Raw genomic sequence first — 26,030 nt, forward strand, 5'->3', positions numbered from 1 at the left:
AACGTACTCCTTCTCCACGAAGTGTACAATTGGTGGAACAGCTCAGAACCCATTTAACGACGATTGTCGCTGTTACTCTTTCTACTCAGAGTGTTCACGAGTGCCTACAATGTGTTCCTCGTATCGGATCTCGTGACCGATACCACCTTCGCAGAAGAACCACTCTAAAAAAGTGGCTCTGTTGAAATCCTTAAGAAGTGATATATTCTGACCTGGTTGCGCTCGATATGCTGATCACAGCATTCTCACGACTACTTGACCAGCAGTAGTAGAAACCGCTAAGAGAAGCCCCATTTTTACGGAGACACGATCGGTGAGAAAACTAAAGGAGAGGCCGACAATAGCAGACGCGACAAAGCTGTAGGCGATAGTTGCTGACAGAGAGAGGTCCATAGTCGATTCAAAACCGACGATTTCATGAATATCTTATGGCCAATAAGTACATTCAGCGACCAGCTGTTTCAGACAAGAACCTGTCTGAAGAAGAGGATTTCAACAGAGCCAAAAAAGTGTGTGACGCCGTGATTTCAGCTGCTGGTAAGTCGAATTCGCACCGGGTGTTTTGGCTGTGTAGTCAAAGATGGAACGACTTCTAGCGGTTTTTCCGAGGCTGACTCAATTTGGTACTCTCGAAAAATCATCGCGAGAATCAGCTTCACTTCCAGCAACGCGAATCGATCACCAAGACACCGCCGTGGCCCCGCCGCAAATGGGAAATATTCCCCTGGTGAGAGCGACTGCTCGAACTCTGTCGTCCATCGGCTTGGACGAAACGTATCCGGGTCATCGAAATTCCGGCCATCTCGATGAACCACCCACTGGTTAAGTGCGAGAATCGAACCAGACGGAATCCGATAACCGCCAAGCACGTCATCCGAAACAGGTTCCCGAAAAATCCCAAAGACGGGCGGATACAACCGCAACGACTCTTTCACCACTTGATCCAGCTCCGGACACTTCCTTACACTATTGATGAACTTGTCGTGGTCAAGATCGCGAACTGCCGTCCGAACCCGGTCTGTGATTTTGGGGTGTTCGCCAAGCAAATATCCCGTGAACGTTAGTGCCAGTGCTGTTGTCTCGTGGCCTGCCACAAGTAGTGTCACGATCTCGTCCCGGAGTTCTTTCTCACTCCACTCGATATCGCTTTCAAGCATCTGCGTGACCACAGTTCGCTGCTGGATTTTGCCCGTTCGGTGTGTGTCGATGATTTCTTGGACTGCTGTTTCGAGTGTGTCTAACGCACGACGATAGCCAATATTCTCGGGTGTTGGAATCTGCTCTGGAATATACACGTACGTCTGGCTGATTCGTTCAAAGTGTTCAAGAATCCGTGTGAACGCTGACCCGAGCTCCGGCATTTCTTCAGCGACATCCACACCAAACATAACCTTCGAAATGATCCGGAGTGTCAGTTCCTTCATTTCCGTCTCTAAGTTGAGTACATCGCCTTGCGACCACTGCTCGAGGAATTGACTCGTCTCAGAGCGGATTTGGTGAGCGTACCCTCTCATTCGGTCCGGCGAGAACGCTGGTTCGAGACGGTGGCGGTGCGTTCGCCACTCGTCTCCTTCAGCAAGTACGAGTCCGTTTCCGAGAAGTGAGTTCGTCACCAGCTTTTGGAATCCGCCTTTCTGGTAGTTCTGGTTGTTCTTGATGAAGATTCGCTCAATATCAGTTGGATTCGAGAGCAAGATCACCGTCTGACCGGCAATATTCAGTCGAACGACGTCCCCATATTCGTCTGAAAGAGTACAGAACCAATTGAGTGGGTTCTTTTGGATGAACTGGATTGTGTGCCCGATACCTGGGAACGCTGGTGGGCTCGGTGGAAGGGACGCCGTGGACGGGTATTCCGAAGAGTTCCTCTGAGAGGTCACTGGTTAAGTTTGGGTGCGATCGGGTGAGCGATTTTGAGATACTGAGCGTACTTGTTGTGCGCCCATTCAACGGCTTCTGGAGAATCATTCATGAGGACACCACGTACGCCACCGTTCTCGTGGATCGTGATGCCGGCTTGTGGATGTTCTTCGTGCTCCATGATCCAGAGCGCGTAGGGGAGGTCTTGGTCGGTAACGTAGAAGTCAACGTGGTCCAAGAGAGTACTTTTGCCAAGTTTGTCTTGGTAGTACTTGAGAAGAGAGTTGAGTGTATCTTCATAGAGGACGAGCTCAGCGTTAAGGTTATGCTCGCAAACGAGAGTAGTGAGTGTCTCCATATATAAGGAGAGAACGACAGGGGCAAGCCCAATGAGCTGGTCAGCTGCCTTCAGCACTCCAATACTATCTTCGAATACGGATTCTGGGGCATGGGAGTCCGCCGTCTGGACCGTCACACCATTGAGGAACGCTGAATCGATACGTGCTTCTGGACGAGCGGCGTTAAAGATATCACTAGAGCGAGCAATTCCATCTGTAGTTTTTTTGTAACGACTATATTCACTGAACGCAGCATGGCCGACTTGAGTTGGCTGATATCTTCTGTTCTGCCGTTCGATACAATTTACATCTTCTAGGGTGCGGATAGCGCGGTCAATCGTCGAACGGGATGCGTCGACTGCGTCGACGAGTTCGGGTTTTGTCCGAGGTTCAGACACAAGCGCAGCAAGTATGTTGTGTCGTTTTTGGAGCGTTGAACGGATTTTGGCTCCTTTCCGCGTTTCAGTCATATCACCAACTAATAAGCCAGACGTAATAAATGTAGGTACAGATATAGGTCAAGCATATACAGAATCTACTACAGAAGGCTCACTGCAACAGCACCGTTCAGAAGTGTCGCTACCCACTTGATGTTGAACCATCTCGAAACAGTATCTGACTGCTCGCGTTCTGATTGGCCCATGAGTTGCCGTGAAAGCATCCAATAGCCGCCACTTGTAGCGAGCAGAACGAGACCCCCGATAAGATAGTTCTGCCAGAATAGAACGAGGGCCGCTACAAGTGAAAGTACAGATGCGAGCTGTACACTCCGTAGTACACCAATTGTCTGGGTAAACGTTGACACACCATACTGACGGTCGTAGTACGTATCACCAGCCTGATGGAGAACGTGGCATGCGAACGTGTACGAAAAAATTGCGAGGAGTGTCATCCCTGTTCCTTGGGACAAGCTTCCGTTTGCGAGAATAGCGATCGGGACGATTACTCCGATGACGTCGACAGCCGTGGTTGTGATGTGATTGAAGATGCCGCGTTCTTTGATTCGTGGTGGATACGAGTAGAGGAATCCGAGGAGTGTAATTGCTATCCCGCAAATGAGGTAGAGAAGTGAGTTAGTTGAGTGGGTGAGCCAGCCCCAAAGCGACAATCCAAGGATGATCTCAACGACGAGAAGTGTGTATGCGGTCTCATTACCGATGCGAGTGATGGAGTTCGCGATGAAAGATTTTTCAGGGTTCTCAGCATCTAAGTCTTGGTCATGGAGGGCATCAGCGATAGATGCCTGCATCTTTGAGAGCATTACGGCGAAGAAGAGAACTATGATGGGGAGGCCTGAGTGTTTGAAAATGTCTAATGGTGTGATCGGTGTAAGCCCGATGCCGATAGCAAAGTAAGCGAGATTATACCCAAATGTTTCGGGAATACGATTGATTGTAAGGGTGGCGCAGATGAGCTGTGCTGGGGTGTTGTTGGTACTGAATTCTAGGGTGGGCAGCATATTCGTCACGTCGGTAACTCACTAAGTATCCCAAATTAGCTCACCGAACAGTGATTTCACCAGATTCTGGTTAATTTATCCTGTTATTATTCACGGAAATAAATTGTGGGATATTTTAGAATCGTATCCTAAGGGTAAATTCTTGTGAAACGCTTTATTTCTCAGCTTTATTTTATGTTGAATTTTCCTTTTTTGTTGAAATTCCATTCTTCAGATGTATTCTTGCCTGAAACAACCGGTCGATGAGAACTGCGGATTTATTACCGAAAACCCCATACGTTCTGTCGTATTATCGATGGCTATGAATTGGATAAGCCTGATTGCTACTGGACTAATTGCTCTCGCTTGGCTTATCATACTCTATCGGTCACAGAAAGAAGGCTGGAATGGGGGTCAGACGGTCGGGTGGATTGTTTTTCTTAGTGGTATAACTGGTGAAGTACTGTTAGACAATTACCTCCCCACCGAGTCGTCACTCACCCTGTGGCTGGAACTACTACCACCAGTAATTATGGTCGTCGGTATAGTCATAGTATGGGTTTGGAAACCCAGTGAGGACGATCATTCAGCCAACCGAAATAAATAGACGTTCTGTATTGAGTGATCTGCTCTGTTGAATCCGCAGAAGGCGGCGAGACAGCGTCGTTGTAAAGGTGAAAGCGAAGCGGAAGAGTCGAATGTGATTAACCTACTCTTCCGCTTCGTTAAGCAAGCCGCGTCGCTGGCTCAAAAGCGCTGTGCCGCCAGTCCAACAGCGGTGAGTGATCCGATTGGCCACGGATTTCCCAGTTGGAAGCACGTCACGCTCCACTTTTTGCGGGCTCACATGGACGCGACGTACCGCGAGATCGTGGATTGGGCGAGTCGAGATCGTGGATTGGGCGAGTGAGATGGATCGCGTTCGTGGTCTGTTACAGCTCACTCGGACGGCATTTCCTGTACCCTCAACGCTGTACCGGTCGTTTGAGAGGGTACCTATGTCTGTCTGGCGAAGATCCCTTCGAGAGTCCGCGACCATCTGCGATCCGGGCTCGCATGGAGCGATCGATGTCACCTCCTTCGACCGCGAAACAGCATCGACACTACCAACACCGCTCGGACCGCCACATACGCACGCTCAAAACGACGGCACTCGTCGATACAGACTCGTGTGCCATCCTCGATGTTCACTGCTCGGCACACTGGCCGCACGACACACAAACTGGCCGTCGAGTCGCACCCCGCAACACCGAGCAAATCGAGAGTCTCACCGGCGACAAGGGCTATGACGACCAATCTCTCCGGGACGCCCTCCGTTCAGAAGGCGTCCGACCTTTGCTGCGCCCCGGGTGTTCACCGCGTACGATCACGCACACAACGCACGGCTGGACAGCGAGTTATACGGCCAGCGCTGGATGGCCGAGACTGCCTTTTCAGCCATCAAGCGTCGGTTCGGCCCCGCTGTCCACCCTCGCGCGTGGTACCGCGAGTTCTGCGAACTCGTGTTGACCACCGCAGTCTACAACCTCGAACAGGCCCTCAAACAGTGATCCGGACGCCGTCATCGGATTCAACAAAGCACTTCAGCGCTCCCGACCGCCCCTCGAGTTCTGCCAGTCGGTCCTCGTCGGGGTCGTCCCGTTCCTTCTCGCGACGGATGGCCGCCTTGATCTCGTCGCGCGCGTCGATGATCGGCTGCAGCACGTCGACGAGGTAGCCCCGGTCGTCGCAGATCGAGTACCCGAGGCCGGGGACGTCGTCACGTTCGTTGTGGCAGTCACACCGGATGACGTCCGGCGAGACGTTCCGAGTACAGATGATGTTCGGATAGAGGCTCGAGAAGTCGAGTTCGTGGACGTTCTCGTGGAGGCCGACCTCGGGCGCGAAGATGAAACCGCCGCGGTCGGCATCGTGGAGCGTCCCCATCGGCTTGTAGAACTCGTGACGCCAGGAGTTCCACGGCACGAGGACGCCGCGGTCGTGGGCCTCACAGATCTGGATCGCCGTGAGGACGTTCCCGATCGACGCCCACGCGAGCTCCTGGACGGGCTTTTTCGAGCGCGACACGAGGTCGAGGACGCCGTCGAGGTTCGTCTCCCCGTAGAAGAACGTGTTCGACTCGTCGATGATCGCCCGGCCGGGGACGTTGTACCGCGCCGGAGAGTGACCGACGCGACCGTAACTCGAGTACGTCGACTGGCTCGCAAGCTGCTGGTAGTCGACGTCCGGCCACCGGCTCAGCGAGAAGTCGTCGACGCCGACGTCCGTCGCCATCTCGTGGACGGTCGGGATGATCTCGCTCGTGGAGCAGACCAGGACGTCCGGATCGTGTGTTTCGAGCGCCCCCTGGACGGCGGTCAGGAGATCCGTCGGCGAGCCGGTGACGGTGTCGCCGGCGACGGACAGCTCCCCATAGATGTCGTTGCTCGTTTCGGTCACCGGGACGCTGAGCCGGAGCGTCGACAGTTCGCTCGCCGGCGTCGGATCGGCGCCGGTCTCCAGACAGTACCGGAACTCGCGCGAGAAGTCGACGTTGAAACAGGCGAGATCCCCGACTGGATAGGCCGACAGCTGGCGCGCTTGCCGGGCGAGTGGGGTGACGCGGTCGATGTGGGCGACGTCGACCGCGAGAACGGCCTCCTCGTCTCGTCGAAAGCCCGGCCGTCGTGCAACCATCTGGGTCGCGACGACATCCGGGTGCTGGTCGTACACCGACTGGAGCGTCGTGAGGTCGAGGTCGGCATCAGGGTCGCGAGCGGCGACGTAGAAGCGTGGGGTGTAGTCATCGCGCTCGGTCGCGACGGCGCCGTCAGCGGTTGCCTCCCACTCCAGGACGCGGCCATCGTCCAGAAAGTCGATACTGAACGGCATCGTCACGGGTTCGTGTCCGGTGGGGCACTCTCTTGATCATCGCGTGCTGCGACCGCGGATTCGAGCTCTTCGAGGCGTTCCTCGTGGTCGTCGAGGCGGGCCTCCTGTTCGAGATCGATACTGAGCAGCGCCGGAAGCAGCGGATTTTGGTGGTTCAACAGCCCGCTCGCGTCGGCGTGGTCGCGGGCGTACTCGAACAGCTGGTCGAAGTGCGGTTGGTCGCGACACCGCAGTGCCCGGCGGAACTCAGCCCAGCGCTCTTCGATTGCCCGCAGCGCATCTCGGTAGGTTGGGTTCGTACGCCCCATCGCTATCGTCCTCCTGCCCCGGTTGCGGTCCACGCATCGAGCAAGGGATCTGCGGTGGCCGCCACCGTCTCACCGTCAGCTGTGACGCCTGTCCCGACACCCTCCGGAGTCGGCGTCGACGGCGTCGGCGTTGTCGGTTCCACGCCGACCTGCGTGGCGCGTGCCGCGAGCAGCTGCCGCCAGTACGCGAACGTCGTCTGGTAGTACGCGCCGTCGTCGACGGGATAGACGAGCGTCTCGAAGTCCTCGCCGACGACCCGTGGCCCCATCCGGGTTTGCTCACACTCTAGGTGGTGGTCAGCGACCGTCGCGATCGATTCGGTGAATTCGTTTCGTTCGTTTCGCGTAACGAGAACCGGGATGTCGTACCCCTCGGCGTAGGTCGCCAACCGGGCAAGGGTGCGGGCCTGGAGGGTTTTCGCGTGGGTTTCGCCGAGGGTATCGTCGGCGCGGTACTGGGCGTCGACGGCCGGCGCGACGATGAGGGCAGGTGTGTGGGGCGATGTGTCCTCGTCACGACTCGGTTCCCCTCGACCGGCCGTCCCGGCGTCAGTGGTGGACATCTGGATCGACTTGTTCACTGCCGTCGGGAGATCACAGACGGCGCCGTAGTGCTGGTAGGCGGTAAATCCGCGTGCGACGTGAATTCGGTTGAGCAACCGTTGACTGGGGGCTATCTGCGTCAGCGTGGCCGTCGTCGCATGGCCGTTTGCGTCAATCCAGAAAGCGGGCCCGTCATGTAAGAGGAGATGATCGAGTACCAATGACTGAAGAATCGGTACACCCCGATCACTTTCGACATCAAGGAGAGTTATACCGTCCTCAAGGGAGGGAAGCAGCATTCCGTCCGTCGCGGGATCGGCTTGATTAGCCAGATTCTGGTTGCGGTCAGCGCTCCGTGTTGGCTGGTCTACCGCCAATCGGTTCGACGTCGATGTGGACCGGTCGGGCATACTCCAATAGATGGCCACGTACCAGATAACCCGCGGCGTGTCGCTTCCGCATTTCCAAGGAATGACTGAGTAATGCGGTACATCGGACTCAGGCGCTGGCTTTTGGCGATCGTCCGAAGGTTTCCGAGAAGGCTTCCAGAATGACCTTGGTTCGGATGGTTCGTAGCGAGAGAGCCCATCCTTTCAGGCTGGGTCTGAGCGACAATACGGACCGACAATCCAGGTGCTACGGCTTGTCTGCATGTTCAACCGCCTCTAGACCGGCTTCAATAATCTCTTGATAGGCTTCTTCGAGGTCCTTGTCCTCTTGTTCGGCGTAGTCTTTCACCCGCCCATTCAGTGTGTGCGAAATGTCGATGTTCGGTCGCATTGTTTGTGTCCAAAAGACATTTAGACATACTGGAACAAATGTCTGTTGTCGTGAGGCGAACCAATACGTTCGCGGTGCGTCCGCTCTCCGAGCAGGATGAGCAACTGCTCCGCGAGCTGTTGGACGCCTCCGCCAGCCTCTGGAACGAACTGAACTACGAGCGCCGCCAGAACTTCTTCGACGGCGACTCCGTATGGGATACTGCTGACTACCGCAAACAGTACGTCGGTGTCCTCGGCTCCGCTACTGCCCAACAAGTCATCCGTAAGAACAGCGAGGCGTGGCGGTCGTTCTTCGCCGCCCGGGAAGATGGCGAGGACACAGCCCCTCCCGGTTACTGGGGCAACGAGGAGGCCGGTAGAGAGTTGCGGACGTACATCCGCAACGACTCCTACACCATCGAAACTGGTGAACGGAGTCGCCTCGAAATCCCGGTCGGCCAAGACCTAAAAGATGAGTACGGACTTGGCTACTACGACCGCCTGCGGCTCGAAGTCTGCGGCGCTCCCAAGTGGGACGGCGAACAGGGCCGATTGGAACTGTACTTCGACGAGATCGACGACACGTTCAGAGCCATTCAGCCTGTCACTGTCCCGGATTCTCGACAGGATTCACCACTAGCCGACGAATCGGCTGCTCTGGATGTAGGCGCGAACAACCTCGTCGCTTGTACCACCACCACCGGCCAGCAGTATCTCTACGAGGGACGCGACCTGTTCGCCCGCTTCCGTGAAACCACCGAAGAAATCGCGAGGCTCCAATCGAAACTCCAAGAGGGCCGAAACAGTAGTCAGCGGATTCGATCCCTGTACTGCAAGCGAACGCGCCGCCGCGACCACGCCCAAGACGCTCTCGTGCGGAATTTGATCGAGCGACTATACGACGAAGGTGTCGATACGGTGTACGTCGGCGACCTTACGGACGTGCTGGTGGACTACTGGAGCGCGGAAGTGAACGAGAAAACCCACCAGTTCTGGGCGTATCGCTCGTTCATCGATCGTCTCGCCACGACCGCCGAGGAGTACGGTATCACGGTCGAAGTCCGCTCAGAAGCATACACGACGGCGGAATGTCCAGTGTGTGGCGAACGAGAGAAGACGGAGCGGGACGGCGACGTGTTCCGCTGTTCGTGTGGCTACGAGGGGCACGCCGACCTCGGTGCGTCACGGACATTCCTCGAACGACAGGCTGGCGTGAATCTGGACGTCGGGTCGATGGCACGGCCTGTGCGCCTCAAGTGGGACGACCATATCTGGTCGGAGTTATCACGCTCTCCCGAGAGGGCCAGTCCCAACGAGGAGCGCACAAACCGGAGTACCCGCACGGGGAAACTTGCCTCCGTGGGTGCGGCATAGCCAATATACCCACCGGAGGAATCCCATTCCCCTAAGAATGGGAGGATGTCAATGGGCGCGATCTGGGCGAGTGTACTAGTTGTCCACAGTCCCGATTCGCTTCGCCGTGGCGCTTCCGCGTTTCAGGAAAGCCACGAGATAGATGGTAGCCCGCCCTCGGTCGTCGTGTTTCTGCGGACGATTGACTATTTCCGCTGCCGCTCAGTTAACCAACACGCCGGATTTTCTGGGCCATTTGTTGGTTAAGAATACCGGCGCTGACGAGGCTCCACGCGACCACGTTGAAGATGCTACCCTCCGAACTCCTCGATATGTGTGGCCGAAACTCGCTCTTCATCGACCAAGCCGACCTCGAGGCCCGTTTCGACGCCGAGGTCGTCGCGGACGGCGGGTACACACCCCGATACAACATCGCGCCTGGCGAGGACCTCTACATCATCACGAACGAGGCTTCAGACGAGATCGACGCCTACCACTGGGGGCTGATTCCGTTCTGGGCGGATGAGCCCGAGGAGGGCATCATCAACGCTCGCTCCGAGACTGCCGACGAGAAACGCGTCTTCGAGCGGGCGTGGGAATCACGTCCCTGCCTCGTCCCCTCGTCAGGGTTCTACGAATGGAAATCGCCGAACGGCGGGTCGAAACAGCCCTACCGGATTTATCGCGAAGACGACCCCGCATTCGCGATGGCCGGGCTCTGGGACGTCTGGGAGGGCGACGACGAGACGATCTCGTGCGTCACGATTCTCACGACGGAGCCGAACGACCTGATGAACTCAATCCACGATCGGATGCCGGTCGTCCTCCCACAGGACGTTGAGTCCGACTGGCTCGCTGCAGATCCGGACACCCGCAAGGAACTGTGCCAGCCGTACCCGAAGGACGATCTGGACGCCTACGAGATTTCGACGCGAGTCAACAACCCCGGCAACGACGATCCCCAGGTCATCGAGCCACTGGACCACGAGCAATCGGGCCTAGGCGAGTTCAGTTCCTGATAGCTGACGGGGTCACCGTTACTGCATCGGTGACGCCGCCGCTGAATCGACGAGCGAGTACTCTCGGTCTCGACTCGTCCCTTCCGCCTCGAGGAGGTTGTACTGCTCCATCTTCGAGAGGTACGTTCGGATAGTCCGCTTCGTCCGCGGATCATCGACGTCCTCGGAATAGCGCTCGTGAATCTCGCTCGGCCCGACCGGGCCGTGCTCGCGAACGATGTCGTAGACGACGCGCTGGTGCGGCGTGAGCGAGTCGAGGCTCTTCTGCTTGATCTGGGCTCGAGCATCCTCGGCGGCGTCCAGGAGAATATCGTCGGTGATGCGCTCGTGGTTCTCGCGATCGGCCTTGCCGGCGGCCGTTCGGAGGATGCCGATTGCGAGGCGGGCGTCGCCGGCGGCCGCGTCGGCGATCCGGTAGAGCTGGTCGTCGGTGATGACGTCCTCATCGAGTCCCCACTTCGCCCGCGCACTCAGTATGTCGTACAACTGCTCGTCGTGGTACTTGTCCATCCGGACGTGTTCGCTGGAGCGCAGGCGGCTCACGAGGCGGTCGTCGACGCGGCTGAACAGCTCCTCTTCCTTGTTCGCGATACAGATGATCGCGAACTGCGGGAGGCTGTGGAGGTCGTAAATGACGCTGGGGTCCTCCAGTTGGTCGACCTCGTCGAGAATGACGACGGTCCGCGGGCCGTCATGCTGCTGGAGGCGGTCGACGAGTTCGTCATGTGGCGTCGACTGCCGGTGGATGTCGATGGTCGCGCCGAGGTCGTCGAGGATCTGGTAGAGCGTCCGAAACCGGGTGTAGTTCCGCCAGCAGTTGACGTAGGTGGCCTCAACGTCGAGGACCTCTTCACGGAGCCGTTCGCTGACGAACTTCGAGATGCAGGTCTTGCCAGCGCCGCTGGGTCCGGTGACGATGGCCGTGTCGGCGGGTTCGCCGTTCGTGATTGGCTCGAGGACGCTGGAGAGGTGGTTGACCTCGGCGTCGCGATGCTCAACTTCTTGAGGGACGAACCCGGCGCGGAGAACGCGAGCATCGCGAATCATTTGTTTCTGACAGACTGATTTTCGGTCAGGTCATAAAAACCTCACCGGGTCGGTTCCGGAAAGTGCATAGTTTACTCCCGGAGAATTCACTCAAACCTGTGCAGTGTTGCGGTTCTCATTCTGGAAATATCGTATTTCAGGGAACTTCCGGAAATGAAAATGTATCTGGATTGGATCCGAACCACAATCTCATATGAGACGTTTCGATATTGAGGACGAGGTCCGAATCGATATTCCCGACGAGACAGATCCGGATCACGACCGGCTTCACGGATGTCGAGGAACGGTCGTTGAGGTTATTTCAGACGATGCAGGTACTGTGACTGGGGATGAGCGGGAGGGATATCTTTTCCAGGTAGAACTAAGCAGTGGAGAGACGGTCGATGTCCGCTGGCGAGATCTCCGCCCGGTATGATTTACTTGGTCCGAATTCGTGTATCAGTCCCGCTGTTCTCGGCCACTAAACACTAAGTTAGCGTGTTGAATATATCCGGGCATTACGATGCTCTCGCTTCCTCCGCTTGTCGATAATGCCAACAGAACTTTAGAAGATACTTATAAACGGATTATCCCCCAAATTGAGGAGGGGCGTATCGCAACGGGGTATTTCTACCTTTCCGGATTCGACCTCTATCGAGAAGATCTCGAGAACTTAGCAGACCCTGAGGAACTCGGCCACGCTCCACTTCGGATACTAATGGGTCGCCAAACAAACCGAGGGACTGCCGAGGAAATAGGAGAGGGGCAGAATCTCAGGGAGGACCTCAAACGTGAGGTGCGAGAGAGCATCTCAGAACTGAACAACGCTCAGATGGGGAGGTTGGACCGGCTACGAGACTTTATCGCCGAAGGCGAGGTGAGCGTCCGTGTGCGGAATCCCGAAAACGGCTACTTCCACGCAAAGGGTGCGTCATTTCGAGCACCACTCGAAGACGACGAAGAGTGGGGGCAAGAGGAGGATGAAGACACGCGGCCTTGCGCTACTGTCGTCGGTTCTTCGAACTTCACTAGGAGCGGCCACCAGAACAACATCGAGCTGAACCTCACGAGTCAGGATCGACACAAGGCCGAAGCGTTCGAGGAGTGGTACGATAACCAGTGGGCCAACGCCGAGGAGTTCAGTGAGGAGATCATCCGAATCATCGAGAACAGCAAGGAGTACCAGGACTGGAAGGAACAGCAGGAGGACGAGTCCGACAAGAAAACGTCATCCGAGGAGTTGGGCACGTATCTCGAACCGTTCGAGCTCTACAAGCTGCTCGCCTACGACGAACTGAGTGGGAACGTCAACATCCGTGACAGCCCACTGTACTACTTCCAGAAGCTCGGGTACGAGAGTGCAAAGGAGAAGCTCTCCCAGTTCAACGGGTGCATCGTCTCCGACTCGGTCGGCCTGGGGAAATCATTTATCGGCGGTGAACTCCTCCACGACTATCGCCAACGAGGTGACCACTGTCTCCTAATTGTCCCGGCCAACCTGACTGACCAGTGGGAAGACCTACTCCAGAACGACATTGACGAAGACGGCAATCCGTACTTCGGGTTAGAGGTCGACGGCACGCACCTTGACGTAATGAGTATCAGTAAATTCCAGAATCTCTCCTACGATGGGGTGCAGGACCTCAAAGACGAGTTCGACGTCCTGCTTATTGACGAGGCTCACCGGTTCCGGAACTACGGCAAGTGGCGACCGAACCCGGACCACGATGACGACTACAAGGGGACGCGGCGACACGCGAATCTCAGGCAACTCCGCGGAAAGACGATGATTATGCTCACCGCGACCCCGATCAATAACAGCGCTACTGATTTGAAGAACCTCATCAGCTTGTTCACCAGCCCGGAGGAGCTTCGGAACAAGGCGTCACTCGACTTTGATGCGTTCGACGAATATATCGAACTCTCGGAGACGCGAAAACGCATCGCAGCCGGGAAAGAGGAGGTCGACGACGACGAACAGCAAGAAATCACCGAGCAGCTCCAGCGGCACTCCTCTGAGATTTCGAATATCCTGAACGAAGTGATGGTTCTTCGGACGCGTAAGCACGTCAAAGACCAGATTCAGGACAGCGAAGACTTTGAGATGAGCTTCAAGCCGCCGAAACTCAACAAGCAACAGTACTCCCTGCCGGCGGCTTACCAGCCAGTATATCGGATGCTTCCCGACGTGATGGACGCCCTCCACCTTCCCCACATCACAGTCAAAAACCCGCAAGCGGGGAGCACGCTGAAAGCCCTCTACAAGCTGAACCTCCTCAAACGGCTCGAGTCCTCAACGTACGCATTCGTCCAGTCGATCGAGACGCTGCATCAGAGCGAACGCCAGCTTCTCGGCCTTCTTGGCGAACTCCCCGAGAACGAAGACATCGATATGCTCCGAACTATACAGAAGGGAGACGACTCTGAACTCGGCGACTTTGTCGAAGGAGCGGACGCTGCTGAAGATCTCGAACAAACACTCGAAGAATTCGGTTTCGATACCACCGCTATTCAATCGGAAGAAGGAGCTGATACGAAGGGAGATGAACTGGCAGACGCCACCATCGGCGAGGTGAAGACGTACATCAGGGAGGACCTCACCCTTCTCTCGTACTTCCTCTCGCAGTTCATCGGTGATGTCGCCCGTGATGCGGGTGATGTGAGTGATAATGCGGTCTCCACGCGCCAATGGCTTGCTGATCACGACGCTGGTGTCCTCCCAGATATCCCTGAAGAAGAAACGAATCCAATTCTCTACCCGAATAGTGACCTGAGCGAAGTCGACCCCGCCACACGCGACTTTTATGAGGCCGTGTTTTCACTCCGCGAATTCCGCGACCCGAAGATCGACCGACTTGCAGATGTCCTCACTAGCCACGACCAGAAAGTACTCATCTTCACTCAGTACCGGGCAACTGCAGACTACGTCTATCGAACCCTCTGTGACAACGCGGACTCACCGCTCACCGAGGCGAATAGTGCCGTCGTCAAGGGTGGCGACGAGAATAAACAGGATATCATTCAACGTTTTGCCCCCGAGGCGTCGGGCTACCAGCAAACGCTCTCTGAGTCGGGGGATTCAGAACTACAGTACGTAGTGGCCACTGACACGCTGAGTGAAGGGGTTAATCTTCAGGACGTCCATGTGGTGGTCAATTACGACTTGCCGTGGAATCCGATGCGGATTGTCCAGCGTGTCGGGCGGGTCGACCGGATCGGGAGTACCGCCGAGAAACACGTCCACAACTTCTACCCGGACGGCGACATCGAGGCGGCGATTAAGCTCCTGAAACGCCTGCAGGCAAAGATCAACGATATCGCGCTCATCGTCGGGAAGGAGAACAACATTCTCGACCCGAACGAAGACCAGATTCTCGAAAAGACAGGTGTGGACACGGAGAAGACGATTGGGGAACTACAGGTGGACGAGATCGAGGATTCCCTCCAGAAGTCCCGTGAAATTGACGACGTGAATGAACTCGACGACACGAGCAAGAATCCACTTCTCCGCAACGCTGGGAGTAATGAGCACGCTGCGTTCGAACGGTACCTTCTGAAGCGAGAACTGAACGAGGATTATGGCCTAGCCGCGGAAGACTTCGAGTACGCTGAGGACTTCTTCGATAACCCACCCGAAGAACGGGAATTCCTCTACACGAATGTAACTGACCACGATGCCGGCCCCCGGCCTGGCGTGTTCGCCCTTGCTCACCTCTGGTTCGACGATGATGACCACGAATCTCCGCTTGGACGCGTCCGTCGTGCTTTCTACTACAAGCCCTTTGCCGACGAAGTCAAAGAGCGGCCCGTGAGTACGCTCAACATCGACCCGTCAGTTGACGGCGAACCGATCACCGGAAATCCAGATACGGTATTGTCGAACCGTGAGGAGATTCAAGCAGTGCTTGACGAGCGTCTTGAGGTGATTCGAGAAGGCCAGGTTGAGGGGGCTTTCAAACAGGGAGAGGCTTTCTCGAAGGAACAGGAGACGATCCTCGATTTCATCAGTCGCTACGTTCAGCCGAATTTCGGCGATGAGCCGGCTCCTGTCCAAGAGTTCGAAACGCTAGGAGAATGGGCTAACGACATCGAAGAGCGGTTGCAGGGGGTAAAACTGGCCAACACCGATGAAGACCGAATTCTACGCGAGATCTTCCGCCAGAACGAGCAGTACGACTCCTTCCCAGAGTGGCCGACCGTGGAGTTCCTCAATCAACTTGAGGAGTTCTTGGAAGAGAACGTCGAAACCTCCACTGAATACCAGACAAAACTGATGGGGGAGAGTGATGTGCAAGCAAAGCTCGTATGCTGGGGGGTTGTCGGACAGTGATGCGGGAACTACGGTAGCGGCCCCTTTTGCTCCAGCAGATCATATTTCTCCAAGACCAGATCGAAGTACATCTCATCCATCAGCTTCGGATTCCCAACGCGATGGAAGTCGTCGAGAACAAACTTCACGTCACGACGTTCCAGGCCATACGCGTGGAATGCGGCCGCGTCGATTTCAGCCTGTAATTCTCTGCGTTCTTGATCTTCTGTCGCTGCCTCGATTCCACCGAGGCGCTCACGCATTTCTTTGAATTCTCCCCCGTAACAGTTCAACCGGGCAGCTCGTTCCGCGATGTAGTGGAACCAGTCATCGCCGTCAGTGAGGCGTGGTAGCTGGGATTCCAATAGCTCGCGTTTGACGATGTGTGTCTCGACTTTGGTCCGCATCAGGAAATCGAACGCAATGCTGTTCAGGAGCCCCGTTGCCACGAAGAGTTCTTGATCCGTGAATCGCCGGACGTAGGGTGACCGAAGTGGGGACTCTGTGAGGTGTTCCTCTTCCGGCTCAATAGCGAACGGCTTGAACGTGTTAATGGTGTGGAGACAGATGACGTCCTTCGGAAGCACCGTCGCTATGATCGTCCGCTCGTCCCGAGAACGAGAAACGTCTCGAATGCCGATTCGGTATTCAGTACAATCGAGCAGGACATCTTCTTCCTTGAGTCCGTGACCACGGTGATCTTCAAGTAGTTCATCTACGAATTGAACTTGAGATTTGCTCGTCTTTGAACCTCCAAAGGCGTCGTAGATCGACCGTTTGAGATTACCCCTGTTGAACTTCTTCTCTCGAACACGGTACTGAGCACTATTCGGTGGATCGTACATCTCCCGACTCCAATACCGAGGGTTGTCCAAACTCTCAGTGTGAGTGTTATCGTGTTCGAACTGGTGGATGTTCGCTCCCCCATATACTGGATAATCAGCATCATCTGGGGAACTTTGCAATCGGTCTTTATCGGTGGACTCAACGAACTCCTTCGTCAACATATCCACTGACCATGCGTCTTCGATTTTCTCATCAAGAGACGGTTGGGTGACTACCTTGCTGAGAACGTCAGCTTCCACTTGCGAGGTGATCGAGGGGAAAATTCTACCCTCGGGAGAATAATTCAGAAGCACTTCACGCGGGATTTCTGCGGCCACATTCTCGATATTGTAGACTACGTCCATGCTCCGTTGATTGAAAATACCTCGGAGTCGACTGGTCCTTCCACCGTACTCAAATGTCAGAATTGCAAATCGGTACTGCCGATGTATCTGCTCAAAGATTCCCTTATTTTCGAATCCGATGAGATTCTCTATGTCTGTATGGTCCAGTAGATGCGTTCGGAGGTCTTTCCCCATCACTCCCCCGAAGATAGTACCGGGGAGAAGCAGACTCACCTTCACGCCGTCTCTGGAGAGTCTGAAGACCCGCTCAAGAAAAAGAGCGGATAGCTCGTTCTTTGTCGGCATCGTCCGACCGCCCACCACCGGAGATTGGAGCTTATAGACCTCTCCCTGCGTGAAGAAGTCTGCCTGAGTTTCCATCGATTCCTTGTAGTCCTCCCATTCCCACGCAACTTCAGGGCTTGAGAGGAGGTCTTCCATCACACCGTCCTTTTCCTCTGACGGATAGGTACGGAACTGCTCATCGTAGCGGATGAAGAAGTCGTCGCGATTCGCGTAGAGCATGTCCCACGGTGGATTCCCGATGAACACGTCGAATCCACCTTTCTCGAAGACGTCGGCGAACTCTAGCGGCCAGTGGAAGGGGGCCCACTCCCGAATTTCTTCGATCGTTATGTCGTCAAAGCCAGCGTCTTGAAATTCTCGCCGAAGGATTTTGTCAAATTTGTCTCGGTGTTCCTCTATTCTGTCTTCTGCCTCTTTCCGCCATTCCTGGGCTTCAACACTGGTCTCCGCTTTTTTGTGCTCCTTGATGGCCTCTTTTACGTCATCAAAACGGGTTTTCACCTCCCAAGAATCGAGATCGCTGTCTCCATCTTCGTTACTCTCGATGTCCGTATCGAGCTGGCCGATTAGACTGTTCCCCTGCCGTACGTTGAAATCAATGTTGGGGAGCGGCTCCACCTCGCTCGGCTCATCCTCGATATCAGCAACCATCGACAACCAGAGTCTGAGCTTACAAATCTCAACAGCACCTTCGTCAATATCGACTCCGTACAAGTTGTTGATGATGGCCGTTCGCTTTGCGTACAGTGATGGGCTGCCTTTTCCTGACTCGATTTCCTCTATCTCTTCTCGTGTTCTAGATTCTAACTCCCAGCCCTGTCCTTCGGATTCGAGCCGTTGGAAATACTCAATGCATTGCATATATAGGTCCATCAGCACCTCCTGTGCGGCGAGCAGGAAGGCGCCACTTCCGACGGCGGGATCGAGAATGTGTGCTTCCTTCAGGATATCGTGGTAGAGAGTCTCCACGTGACTGGTCTGAACGTTTTCCGTCGGAACTTGCTGAGTTATGGTTCCGCCATCGGCGACAGCTTCTGTGCTAGTATCTGCCTCGGGCACGGGGAAGCCGAACACATTGTCGATCTCGTCGTAGTCCGCGCCCACTGCCTCGTTGAGTTGATCGAGAAGATACGGATGGATTGTCCGGCGGGCCATGAACCCCGTGATTTCTTCCGGTGTGTAGTACGCCCCCATCTCCTTCTGATTGACCGTTTGCTCGAAGATGTGGCCCAGGATCGCTGGGGAGAGGTTCTTGGGATCGACGATGTCGAGTCGTTCGTCTACGTTCCAGTTCCAGTCGGAGAGGAAGTCGAGAATATCGTCGAAGAGGTCGTTCGTTTCCTCGACAGGCCCACCTAGCTTCGCATCCTCGAACTCCTCTTCGACAGGATTCCTCGCGAACAAGCCACCATTCAGGTACGGAAGACTACCAAAGTCAGGGTTCTGCTTGTCTTCTGCGAGGTATTTGAAGAAGAGCGGTTCGTAGAACTCTTCGTAGTGGTCACCACCCTCGTCAACGACTTCATTCGGCTGTTCGTGAAGGTAGTTCGGGTTCCGATCAAGGAGGCGTTTTTCTTGAATGAAGTAGAGGAAGATCATCCGGTCAAGAATGACCTGCACATATCGTTGCTTCGCATCACCACGATCGTCGGGAATGCCCGTGACCTCTTGAATGAGATTTGTCCGGAGTTCCTCAAACTGTTCATAGAACTCCTTGACGACCTGTTGCGTGTCGTAGAGTGTATCGTATATCGCGGCAGCAGAACCGTACTCGATCGAGTTCAGTTTCTGGAGAATAGTGTTCTTCTCTCCGCTGTCCCGGGTGAACTGCTCCTTCGAGAACGAAATCTTTTGATGCTTAATTCGGCCGTGTTGCTGGCCCTCCCAGCTCCGAACTCGTGTGATGAAGGTGAAATTCTTGAAGTCGTTGGTAGCAACGAGGTTGGTGTGCCGTGAGCGATTTTCCGGTTTGAAGTCCGTGGCAGTCTCACCGGGGCCAGCGTTGACGATGACGATGAATTCGTCATCATCAAGCTGGACTACAAGTTCGTTGTCGTCACCTAGTTTCGGGCGTGGTTTGAGCCCGCGCTTTTCAAATGAGTTCGCGATATCCCGTAGAGAGTCCCAGCCCGCAATATCGGATGCGGTGATTTGCTGGAGAGTCATACCACCTGAAACTTGCTTTACTCATATGAAAATGATGGATATGATGGTGACGTTCGACTGAACTGGTCAATATACTTGTTAGGTACAGCGCGAGAAGCAGCTCGTATTTCACCGAGATCTGCAGAACAAGTTGAAAACGACCAGCAGCGACACGCTCAGTTGATGCAATGCATTGAGTATTTCCAGCGGCTCGAAGCCGAAGGGCAAGGCTGGGAGCTGGAGAGTCGTAGTCGCGAGGAATTGGAGAGTATCGAAGAGGGGCATGGAGGGATCTCACTTTTCGCAAAGCGAGCCATCATCCTCAACAATCTCTACGGGGTCGATATCGAGGACGGAGCAGTCGAAATCTGCAAACTACGCTTGTGGCTGTCGATGGTCGCTGATATCGAGGACGAACCGAACGAGGTCGAACCACTCCCGAATATTGATTTCAACATCCGTCAGGGCAACTCGCTGATTGGGTTCACTGAGATCCAAGAAGTCGCACGGGAGGATGCCGGCGACGCGTCACTCTCGAATTGGGGTGTCGGAACTGCGGTCAAAGACCTCTATGAGGATGTCATCCGGGAACAGGACCGCCATCGGGCTGCGGATTCTGCCCGTGAAGCACAGAACGCTCGCAAAATGGCTGAGCGAAAAATCGACAACCACAGCGAGGAGCTTAATGAGAAGATCCGCGATCAGTTCAACGAACTCGTCGACGAGGATGTTTCTCTTGAGGAATTAGAGGAGTTTTCACCGTTTCATTGGGTGCTCGAGTTCGCGACAGTTTATCGCGAAGGCGGCTTTGATGTCATTATTGGAAACCCACCGTGGGATGAGCTGAAGCCATACCGGACGGACTTCTTCCCAAAGTACGATACTGAGTTTCGTAGCCGCCCACCAGGTGAAAAGGACAAGAAGGTAGAGGAGCTCTTGGAGGACCCTGAAATCGCTGCTGAATGGGAGAAGTTCCAGCGTGACAAGGAACGCCAAGCGACCTATGTCAACCAGAGTGGAGAATACGAGTACCAGACGCCAAGCGTAGAAGGGCAGCAGGTTGCACGAACGAACGACCTGTCCCTACTGTTCTTTGAGCGAGTCTATGATATCGTCAGAGATGGCGGCTATGTCTCTCAGCTGCTTCCTGGTCCATTCTTCAATGCCGCCGCTGGGAAGGATTTGCGAGTACACGCCTTGGAAGAGTCTGAGATTCAGAGTATCATCGGATTTGAAAACCGAGGCATCTTCTCAGATATTGACACTAGATATAACTTCGGTATCGTTACGCTCCGAACAGAGGGAAGCACTGATACTGTCCACGGGATCTTTCATCAGACTTCCGTTGACGCTCTTCGGTCGATTGACGATGTAGTTCTAGAAATTCCAGCGCGCATCCTCAAAGAGTATTCACCCGGGGCTCGAATTTTCCCCAACATCGAGGAACAACAGGAGGTCTCAGTACTGGATAAAGTTCTCCAGAAACCTCCATTGGCGACGGAAATTGAAGGTGCTTGGCGTACGGTTCTTTATAAGGAATTGGATCGGGGGCGAGATCGGGATAGATTCATCGAGGACGAATCCAAAGGGGATTATCCAGTCTATCAGGGAAAGAACATCCACCAATTCTGTTATGAGTCGACCTACGTCGACGACCTCGAACCCATCTCTTTGTGGAGTGTCGATGAGGATAACGAGGAACTGAGCGCAAAGCGTCGCGTTCGAGAGAAGAACTTCCGTGCCCGGGACGATGCGATCAGCCTCAAGAAGGCTATCTACAACAAATTCGCTGATGACCCTGAATTCAGCCATCTCCCGTCAAGTTCCCAGAAGCGTTTCGTCAATCGGTTGTTAACCGAGGAATTCGACCGTCCCGAACTTTCCTTGGATGACGTCCGACTCCATAGCTCTGAGTATCGACTTGTGCTCCGTGAAGTCGCTCGTGCAACTGACGAACGGACGCTCATCGCGGCTGTAATTCCGCCAGGTGGAGTCGTCGTCCATACGCTGTACACGGTCCGTCCATTCGAGGCGAACCCTACCAAGGACGATATTTCGGAGTTCCCGATGCACAGCGCTTACGACCGCGTTTTCACTGATAAGGAGCTTTTCGTCGCGCTTGGGCTGATCAACAGCATCCCCTTCGATTTCTTGATGCGAACAAAGGTTGATTCCCACGCCTCGAAGTACAAGTTTGAGGAGTCACAGGCGCCCCGACTCACTGACGGCGACGACTGGTTCCACTACATCGCTAATCGAGCGGCGAAGCTCAACTGCTACGGTGAGGAGTTTGCTGAGATGCGTGAGCGACTCGGAGGGATTGAGCCGGCGACGGATATGAAGACCCGGCGTGAACTACAAGCCGAAGTCGACGCGGCCGTGTTTCACGCATATGGGCTGGATGAGGAGGAAATGCAGTTCGTTCTCGATGACTTCCATCGAGTGTCGAACCCTCGAATTATGACAGAAGCGTACTTCGAGAAGGTTGCTGAGAAATACACTCATCTTGGAGACGTAGGGACGATGGAATAACTATTGGATTAGCGCTACGCCTGGTTTCCGAACATCAGTGGGTTCAGCTTTACTGATGAATACTGTTCAGCGCTCGCCGGGTCATCGCTCCATCGACATTCAGATATTGACGTGCGGTCGTGATGTCTTCCCACCCGAACATTGCTCGGAGTGCGGGGAGATCCAGCCCTCTTCCTGCATGGTACGACGCTGCTGTGGCACGTAGTCCGTGTAACGAGGTTGCGTCGTTGGATAGTTCTGGAGACCGTTCCAGGGCCGTTTCCAGACGTCGCTGTAGCGTCGAGAACGAGTACGGCCAGCCGCCATGTTCGTCAAGTAGTAATTCAACCGCGACTCGAACCCGATACGAAAAGTGGTACGGAACAGTTCGGGAAGCGGCTTCTGTTTTCGGGAGCCAATACCGATCAGCAAAGCTCTGGAAATCTGTATTGGGACTGTGTTCCAGCCGTTGTTTCACCGCCTGTCGACAGTATCCACAGATACCGCCATCTCTCCCCTTCGTACAGTTTTGCTGTGTGGGAATCTGGATCATCTGCCGCTCTCGATCAACCCACGATGTCGACAAGTGTGTTGTTTCTCCAGGTCTAAGTCCAAGACGACCCCCAAGAAGAATGGCCGCTCGTGTTTCGAGCCTACGTTGCGTGTCTCCTATTCGCCCAGCTCCTTCTAATAGTAGTTCGAACTCGCGTTCGCTAAGTGCCCTCTCTCGTGTTGCTACCATATCTATCGCAGTCTGTCGATACAAAGATAACACGCATCTTCTTCGAGTGTCATGATGACGCGGCTCACAGACACCAGAATTGGCGTCTGATATGACAGGAAGTACTTATGGATGCCGTCCGGACGAAGCGTATGGGACTCTTTGAGACCTTATTTAGCTCATCCACCGAGGATACTGTCCCTCAGGCACAGCAACCGAGTCAGCACGAAATCTTCCCCGAGGACAAGTACAATGTCGCATACGCTGTAGCCGCTCGGCGTGAAGAAATTCGGGCGTTAGAACACCTTCTAGACGCGGACCAGACTTCACCTACCGCCTTGGAGGCTGAGCCTTTCCTTCAGGATATAATCGAAGATATGGAGCAGGATCGGGAATACTCCCTCCGCCTTCGCACCTCTGGGGAGGAACTCGTCGACGATATCCGTGAACTCATAGAACATTGGGACAATCAGGTAGATGAGCAGATAGGGACGATTTGGTGGCCTATCGGAGCAGATACGACGTTTAGGCTGTACCTCCATTATCTGGAACTCCGTGCTGACGCGGAGGATGACCAATTTTCGTTCCCGGAGTCTGCTGGACAGGTTCACACTCTCGTCCAGCGTGGTCTCAGTGCAATGGCTGATGATGACGACTCGAAGCTCGCTGTAGTCCATAAGCGAGACATTCCTTGGGAAGAACCAGCTGAGGACAGCTGATCCAGTTTGCTCCTTCTCAAAGAGACCGATTAATTGTATCCAGTATCAAACCCAGTTATGGTAGAAATCTCAGACTCCCTGTGTTCGCTTTTCACTGCGAAAATTAAGGAGGAGGATGGCACTTTCGTCATCGAGATTCCTCCGAGTAAGATCAAGCACGGGGCGCTGACCGTTGGTGAAACGTACCGCATCGCTCTCCTTGATTCCTCCTCCGAAGCTGAATCAACATCTCCACGAAGCCCACGACATCCCGCCTCTCAGGGGACCACGAGCTATGATTCATCTGGTCCTCCTGTTGATGAGGGAGAAGTGCGCGACGTGACAATCGAAACCGTCGGTGATCAGGGCGACGGTATTGCGAAAGTCGAACGGGGGTACGTCGTGATCGTTCCCGGCGCTCAACCCGGCGACGAGCCAACAGTCGAAATCGAACAAGTTCAGGAGAACGTCGCGTTTGCGAGCATCGTCGATAGCGATCCGCGAGCACTCTAACCTATTGTCCTTCCGTGGATCGGTCTTCTTCTCGGTAAACCATCGGTGTGAGAAGGCTCCGTTCGCGTTTTTCTGATGGAGGTGGTTCTGAAAGTCACGTCACTCTTTCTCCACCCGTTCGCGATGGCACAACCTTCCAAAGCCGAAATACAATCTATGACAAAGGAACCGATTGAGGTACTCGACGACCTGGCCGACCAGGTCGCCGATGAGTTCGAGGCGTATAGACAGCCGGACGAATTCAAGGATGTCTCGCTCGTGATTGAGAACAGCGATGAGAAGCGTCCGACGCTGATCGTCCACGTCGATCGAGAGGACGCGGATTCCCTTGCCGACCGTATCGATGAGTTCCTCCGCGAACACGGTGCCCGTACTGAACGAGAACGACATTCAGCAACGGACGTCCGCGTGTTAGCGACGGTCGACTAAACCGTCCCCTCCAAATTTTTTGACCGGCTGCAAGCACCTCTGAAGGCGTTCGTATCTATGCTTCCGGTCACTAAGTACCTACCCGCTATCCACTCAGGTGGTCAATCTGCGAAGACAGATACTCTTGAAGCGCGGTGACCGTCTCTTCTGAGATAGCTGAGGCCCCGAAATCACTCCGAAAGCCGTGCTTGAGTTCGTCGCTCTCTAATATCTCTAGTCCACGCTCAAGCTGTTCCCGCAGCGCATCGTCGTCCCCTCGCCGCAGGTGGGGCGTGATAGCGTCGAGATCGATTTCTTCTGCGACTGCCAGGACATCTCGAAGGTCTGTTTCGCGGCCGCTGTGGAGCTTTGACGCCACGAGAACGGCCCCATCGATCACTCTGGCCGTCGTCGTCACTGTGCCTCCACTCACCTCCTGCTGGTGGCTGTGGTCGTACAGGTAGTCGAACGACCACTGTGCCTCCGTCTGGCGACACCCAAGTCCGTTCACCAGCAGATCGAAGCCGATCGGCTGTTGCGGCGTGAGCCGCTTCTCGTACTCGATCACCTCAGTGTCGTAGAACCACTCCTTGGCGTGGCTGTCCGTCTCCTCGAAGTCCCGACGTTCGAGGAACTCGACGAAATCAGCCTTGGAGTCCGGTGCGACGACGATATCGAGGTCCGTGGAGAAGCGAGCATTGAACGCTGAGACTGCGTAGCCGCCGACGAGAACGTACTCGTGCCCCTCTTGGGTGAGTTCCTCGAGCAGTTCGATGAGTGCGTCGCTTCGGTTGGTGAAGCTCATGGCTGTGCCCGTTCTGTCTCTCGATACGTGACGCCGAGGTCGAGATCCTCGTACATCCGGTCGAGCATCGCGAGCGCCGACTGGAACTGGGCGTAATTCTCGCGCATATACTTGATCGTTTCAGCTCTCGGGATCACCGGGTACCCCTCGACGTCCTCGATGTTGAGTGACGGGCGTGGCTCGAGAACGATCTGCAGTGGTCCGTCCAACTCGTGTCGGGGCTGTCGATCGAATGCGGTGGGGAGGTCGAACGACTCGAAAAATGTCTCCCAGGCGTCGACGTCCTGCTCACGAACAGCGAGGAACAGTGGATAGTCGCCGGGCTCGCGACCGACCTGGTAGCCGCCCTGGGTCCACACGTAGACGGCGTCGATCCGTGTGAACGCGAACGGCCAGTCGCCGAACTGCGGGATGACGTAGGTTTCCTCGATAGAGGGTGGACTGACGCCGGCGCTGGCAGCCACGAGCTCGCGTGCGGCGGCCCTCACGCGCTCGTCGACGTCAGTGAGGCCGTCATCATAGGCAACGTAGCCTGCGTCTTCGAGACGGTTGACGGCCTGTCTCACCGTCTCGTACGGCGTGTGGAGGTGTTGGGCGACACGGCGAATAGAGTCACCACTCTCGATGGCGAGGATGGTCTGTGCCGCCGTGTCGTCGAGCACCTCATACATCTGGTGGTTACCAATAATCCGGTAACAGTTAAAAGTATTACTCGAATGGTCATGAAGCCACTATCTCTCTCCATACTCTCGAAGGTAGTCCTGATTCCCGCTGAAAACACGTGGAACGATTATAACGAATTCAACGAACAAAACGAACTGAACGAGAAAAACGAATGTATTGAACGCATTCTGAGGAACGAACTGGCACCCTCTGCCCGATGAACAAAACGAAGGAAACGAACGTAACGAACAGAATGGGTGAGTTG

Annotated in this window: 20 protein-coding genes and 2 pseudogenes; 9 read left to right on the top strand and 13 right to left on the bottom strand. The window is 55.0% G+C overall.

Annotated features, from left to right (window positions below; all coding sequences use genetic code 11):
* Positions 1 to 234: 234 nt before the first annotated feature.
* The 4 genes from AC4NMM_RS05465 to AC4NMM_RS05480 all read right to left on the bottom strand — a co-directional run bounded on the left by AC4NMM_RS05465 (position 235) and on the right by AC4NMM_RS05480 (position 3,657).
* A complete protein-coding gene (locus tag AC4NMM_RS05465) occupies positions 235 to 393 on the bottom strand; it encodes a hypothetical protein (protein WP_491923740.1) in 159 nt (52 codons plus the stop codon).
* Between the two features lie 134 nt (positions 394 to 527).
* Positions 528 to 1,880, bottom strand: coding sequence for a cytochrome P450 (locus AC4NMM_RS05470; RefSeq protein ID WP_491923741.1), 1,353 nt, complete (start codon positions 1,878 to 1,880; stop codon positions 528 to 530).
* A complete protein-coding gene (locus tag AC4NMM_RS05475; protein WP_491923742.1) occupies positions 1,877 to 2,668 on the bottom strand; it encodes a helix-turn-helix transcriptional regulator in 792 nt (263 codons plus the stop codon). Before AC4NMM_RS05475 ends, AC4NMM_RS05470 begins: the two co-directional genes overlap by 4 nt.
* A 68-nt stretch (positions 2,669 to 2,736) precedes the next feature.
* On the bottom strand, positions 2,737 to 3,657 hold the full coding sequence (locus AC4NMM_RS05480; protein ID WP_491923743.1) for a UbiA family prenyltransferase: 921 nt from the start codon (positions 3,655 to 3,657) through the stop codon (positions 2,737 to 2,739).
* Positions 3,658 to 4,336: 679 nt separating this feature from the next.
* Here AC4NMM_RS05480 and AC4NMM_RS05485 point away from each other — a divergent pair.
* Positions 4,337 to 5,186 (top strand): annotated as a pseudogene (locus tag AC4NMM_RS05485) (IS5 family transposase).
* A 31-nt stretch (positions 5,187 to 5,217) separates the two neighbouring features.
* On the opposite strand, the pseudogene AC4NMM_RS05490 reads toward AC4NMM_RS05485, so the two are convergent.
* From AC4NMM_RS05490 to AC4NMM_RS05505, 4 genes and pseudogenes are all read right to left on the bottom strand, one after another.
* A pseudogene (locus tag AC4NMM_RS05490) lies at positions 5,218 to 6,507 on the bottom strand (type B DNA-directed DNA polymerase); the annotation flags it as partial.
* Positions 6,508 to 6,509: 2 nt separating this feature from the next.
* Positions 6,510 to 6,815, bottom strand: a complete 306-nt coding sequence (locus AC4NMM_RS05495; RefSeq protein ID WP_491923744.1) for a DUF8156 family protein — start codon at positions 6,813 to 6,815, stop codon at positions 6,510 to 6,512.
* 2 nt (positions 6,816 to 6,817) lie between these two features.
* The gene (locus tag AC4NMM_RS05500) at positions 6,818 to 7,657 is read right to left on the bottom strand and encodes a hypothetical protein (RefSeq protein ID WP_491923801.1); all 840 of its coding nucleotides are present in this window, start codon (positions 7,655 to 7,657) and stop codon (positions 6,818 to 6,820) included.
* Positions 7,658 to 7,994: 337 nt separating this feature from the next.
* On the bottom strand, positions 7,995 to 8,138 hold the full coding sequence (locus tag AC4NMM_RS05505; RefSeq protein WP_247010745.1) for a hypothetical protein: 144 nt from the start codon (positions 8,136 to 8,138) through the stop codon (positions 7,995 to 7,997).
* A 38-nt stretch (positions 8,139 to 8,176) separates the two neighbouring features.
* On the opposite strand from AC4NMM_RS05505, the gene AC4NMM_RS05510 reads away from it, so the two are divergent.
* On the top strand, positions 8,177 to 9,493 hold the full coding sequence (locus AC4NMM_RS05510; protein WP_491923745.1) for an RNA-guided endonuclease InsQ/TnpB family protein: 1,317 nt from the start codon (positions 8,177 to 8,179) through the stop codon (positions 9,491 to 9,493).
* 311 nt (positions 9,494 to 9,804) lie between these two features.
* Positions 9,805 to 10,491 (top strand): SOS response-associated peptidase, encoded by a 687-nt coding sequence (locus AC4NMM_RS05515; RefSeq protein WP_491923802.1) that lies wholly within the window; start codon positions 9,805 to 9,807, stop codon positions 10,489 to 10,491.
* Between the two features lie 18 nt (positions 10,492 to 10,509).
* Here the strand turns inward: AC4NMM_RS05515 and AC4NMM_RS05520 are convergent, their stop codons facing one another.
* Positions 10,510 to 11,538 (bottom strand): Cdc6/Cdc18 family protein, encoded by a 1,029-nt coding sequence (locus tag AC4NMM_RS05520; RefSeq protein ID WP_491923746.1) that lies wholly within the window; start codon positions 11,536 to 11,538, stop codon positions 10,510 to 10,512.
* A gap of 193 nt (positions 11,539 to 11,731) precedes the next feature.
* On the opposite strand from AC4NMM_RS05520, the gene AC4NMM_RS05525 reads away from it, so the two are divergent.
* The gene (locus AC4NMM_RS05525) at positions 11,732 to 11,953 is read left to right on the top strand and encodes a DUF8139 family protein (RefSeq protein WP_491923747.1); all 222 of its coding nucleotides are present in this window, start codon (positions 11,732 to 11,734) and stop codon (positions 11,951 to 11,953) included.
* Positions 11,954 to 12,040: 87 nt separating this feature from the next.
* Positions 12,041 to 15,847 carry a helicase-related protein gene (locus tag AC4NMM_RS05530; RefSeq protein WP_491923748.1) on the top strand — a complete coding sequence of 1,269 codons (3,807 nt, stop codon included), beginning with the start codon at positions 12,041 to 12,043 and terminating at the stop codon, positions 15,845 to 15,847.
* Between the two features lie 8 nt (positions 15,848 to 15,855).
* Here AC4NMM_RS05530 and AC4NMM_RS05535 read toward each other — a convergent pair whose 3' ends face one another.
* Positions 15,856 to 19,467: an Eco57I restriction-modification methylase domain-containing protein gene (locus tag AC4NMM_RS05535; RefSeq protein ID WP_491923749.1), complete on the bottom strand. Its 3,612-nt coding sequence runs from the start codon at positions 19,465 to 19,467 to the stop codon at positions 15,856 to 15,858.
* Positions 19,468 to 19,629: 162 nt separating this feature from the next.
* Here AC4NMM_RS05535 and AC4NMM_RS05540 point away from each other — a divergent pair, with 162 nt between their 5' ends.
* A complete protein-coding gene (locus AC4NMM_RS05540; protein ID WP_491923750.1) occupies positions 19,630 to 21,978 on the top strand; it encodes an Eco57I restriction-modification methylase domain-containing protein in 2,349 nt (782 codons plus the stop codon).
* A gap of 49 nt (positions 21,979 to 22,027) precedes the next feature.
* Here the strand turns inward: AC4NMM_RS05540 and AC4NMM_RS05545 are convergent, their stop codons facing one another.
* The gene (locus AC4NMM_RS05545; protein WP_491923751.1) at positions 22,028 to 22,699 is read right to left on the bottom strand and encodes a tyrosine-type recombinase/integrase; all 672 of its coding nucleotides are present in this window, start codon (positions 22,697 to 22,699) and stop codon (positions 22,028 to 22,030) included.
* Between the two features lie 131 nt (positions 22,700 to 22,830).
* On the opposite strand from AC4NMM_RS05545, the gene AC4NMM_RS05550 reads away from it, so the two are divergent.
* From AC4NMM_RS05550 to AC4NMM_RS05560, 3 genes are all read left to right on the top strand, one after another.
* The gene (locus AC4NMM_RS05550; protein ID WP_491923752.1) at positions 22,831 to 23,397 is read left to right on the top strand and encodes a hypothetical protein; all 567 of its coding nucleotides are present in this window, start codon (positions 22,831 to 22,833) and stop codon (positions 23,395 to 23,397) included.
* Positions 23,398 to 23,454: 57 nt separating this feature from the next.
* Positions 23,455 to 23,889: a TRAM domain-containing protein gene (locus tag AC4NMM_RS05555; RefSeq protein ID WP_491923753.1), complete on the top strand. Its 435-nt coding sequence runs from the start codon at positions 23,455 to 23,457 to the stop codon at positions 23,887 to 23,889.
* A gap of 75 nt (positions 23,890 to 23,964) precedes the next feature.
* Positions 23,965 to 24,318, top strand: coding sequence for a hypothetical protein (locus tag AC4NMM_RS05560; RefSeq protein ID WP_491923754.1), 354 nt, complete (start codon positions 23,965 to 23,967; stop codon positions 24,316 to 24,318).
* Between the two features lie 85 nt (positions 24,319 to 24,403).
* On the opposite strand, the gene AC4NMM_RS05565 is transcribed toward AC4NMM_RS05560, so the two are convergent.
* Both AC4NMM_RS05565 and AC4NMM_RS05570 read right to left on the bottom strand, forming a co-directional pair.
* The gene (locus tag AC4NMM_RS05565; protein ID WP_491923755.1) at positions 24,404 to 25,102 is read right to left on the bottom strand and encodes a hypothetical protein; all 699 of its coding nucleotides are present in this window, start codon (positions 25,100 to 25,102) and stop codon (positions 24,404 to 24,406) included.
* Positions 25,099 to 25,773: a helix-turn-helix domain-containing protein gene (locus AC4NMM_RS05570; protein WP_491923756.1), complete on the bottom strand. Its 675-nt coding sequence runs from the start codon at positions 25,771 to 25,773 to the stop codon at positions 25,099 to 25,101. Before AC4NMM_RS05570 ends, AC4NMM_RS05565 begins: the two co-directional genes overlap by 4 nt.
* Positions 25,774 to 26,030: the final 257 nt, after the last annotated feature.

The sequence above is a fragment of the Halorubrum sp. SD41 genome (assembly GCF_058630335.1).

Bases quoted from the DNA above. Each gene is read 5' to 3' on its own strand.
- AC4NMM_RS05465 (WP_491923740.1), bottom strand. From the start codon at position 393: ATGGACCTCTCTCTGTCAGCAACTATCGCCTACAGCTTTGTCGCGTCT.
- AC4NMM_RS05475 (WP_491923742.1), bottom strand. From the start codon at position 2,668: ATGACTGAAACGCGGAAAGGAGCCAAAATCCGTTCAACGCTCCAAAAA.
- AC4NMM_RS05480 (WP_491923743.1), bottom strand. From the start codon at position 3,657: ATGCTGCCCACCCTAGAATTCAGTACCAACAACACCCCAGCACAGCTC.
- AC4NMM_RS05495 (WP_491923744.1), bottom strand. From the start codon at position 6,815: ATGGGGCGTACGAACCCAACCTACCGAGATGCGCTGCGGGCAATCGAA.
- AC4NMM_RS05500 (WP_491923801.1), bottom strand. From the start codon at position 7,657: ATGCTGCTTCCCTCCCTTGAGGACGGTATAACTCTCCTTGATGTCGAA.
- AC4NMM_RS05505 (WP_247010745.1), bottom strand. From the start codon at position 8,138: ATGCGACCGAACATCGACATTTCGCACACACTGAATGGGCGGGTGAAA.
- AC4NMM_RS05510 (WP_491923745.1), top strand. From the start codon at position 8,177: ATGTCTGTTGTCGTGAGGCGAACCAATACGTTCGCGGTGCGTCCGCTC.
- AC4NMM_RS05515 (WP_491923802.1), top strand. From the start codon at position 9,805: ATGTGTGGCCGAAACTCGCTCTTCATCGACCAAGCCGACCTCGAGGCC.
- AC4NMM_RS05520 (WP_491923746.1), bottom strand. From the start codon at position 11,538: ATGATTCGCGATGCTCGCGTTCTCCGCGCCGGGTTCGTCCCTCAAGAA.
- AC4NMM_RS05525 (WP_491923747.1), top strand. From the start codon at position 11,732: ATGAGACGTTTCGATATTGAGGACGAGGTCCGAATCGATATTCCCGAC.
- AC4NMM_RS05530 (WP_491923748.1), top strand. From the start codon at position 12,041: ATGCTCTCGCTTCCTCCGCTTGTCGATAATGCCAACAGAACTTTAGAA.
- AC4NMM_RS05535 (WP_491923749.1), bottom strand. From the start codon at position 19,467: ATGACTCTCCAGCAAATCACCGCATCCGATATTGCGGGCTGGGACTCT.
- AC4NMM_RS05540 (WP_491923750.1), top strand. From the start codon at position 19,630: ATGCAATGCATTGAGTATTTCCAGCGGCTCGAAGCCGAAGGGCAAGGC.
- AC4NMM_RS05545 (WP_491923751.1), bottom strand. From the start codon at position 22,699: ATGGTAGCAACACGAGAGAGGGCACTTAGCGAACGCGAGTTCGAACTA.
- AC4NMM_RS05550 (WP_491923752.1), top strand. From the start codon at position 22,831: ATGGGACTCTTTGAGACCTTATTTAGCTCATCCACCGAGGATACTGTC.
- AC4NMM_RS05555 (WP_491923753.1), top strand. From the start codon at position 23,455: ATGGTAGAAATCTCAGACTCCCTGTGTTCGCTTTTCACTGCGAAAATT.
- AC4NMM_RS05560 (WP_491923754.1), top strand. From the start codon at position 23,965: ATGGAGGTGGTTCTGAAAGTCACGTCACTCTTTCTCCACCCGTTCGCG.
- AC4NMM_RS05565 (WP_491923755.1), bottom strand. From the start codon at position 25,102: ATGAGCTTCACCAACCGAAGCGACGCACTCATCGAACTGCTCGAGGAA.
- AC4NMM_RS05570 (WP_491923756.1), bottom strand. From the start codon at position 25,773: ATGTATGAGGTGCTCGACGACACGGCGGCACAGACCATCCTCGCCATC.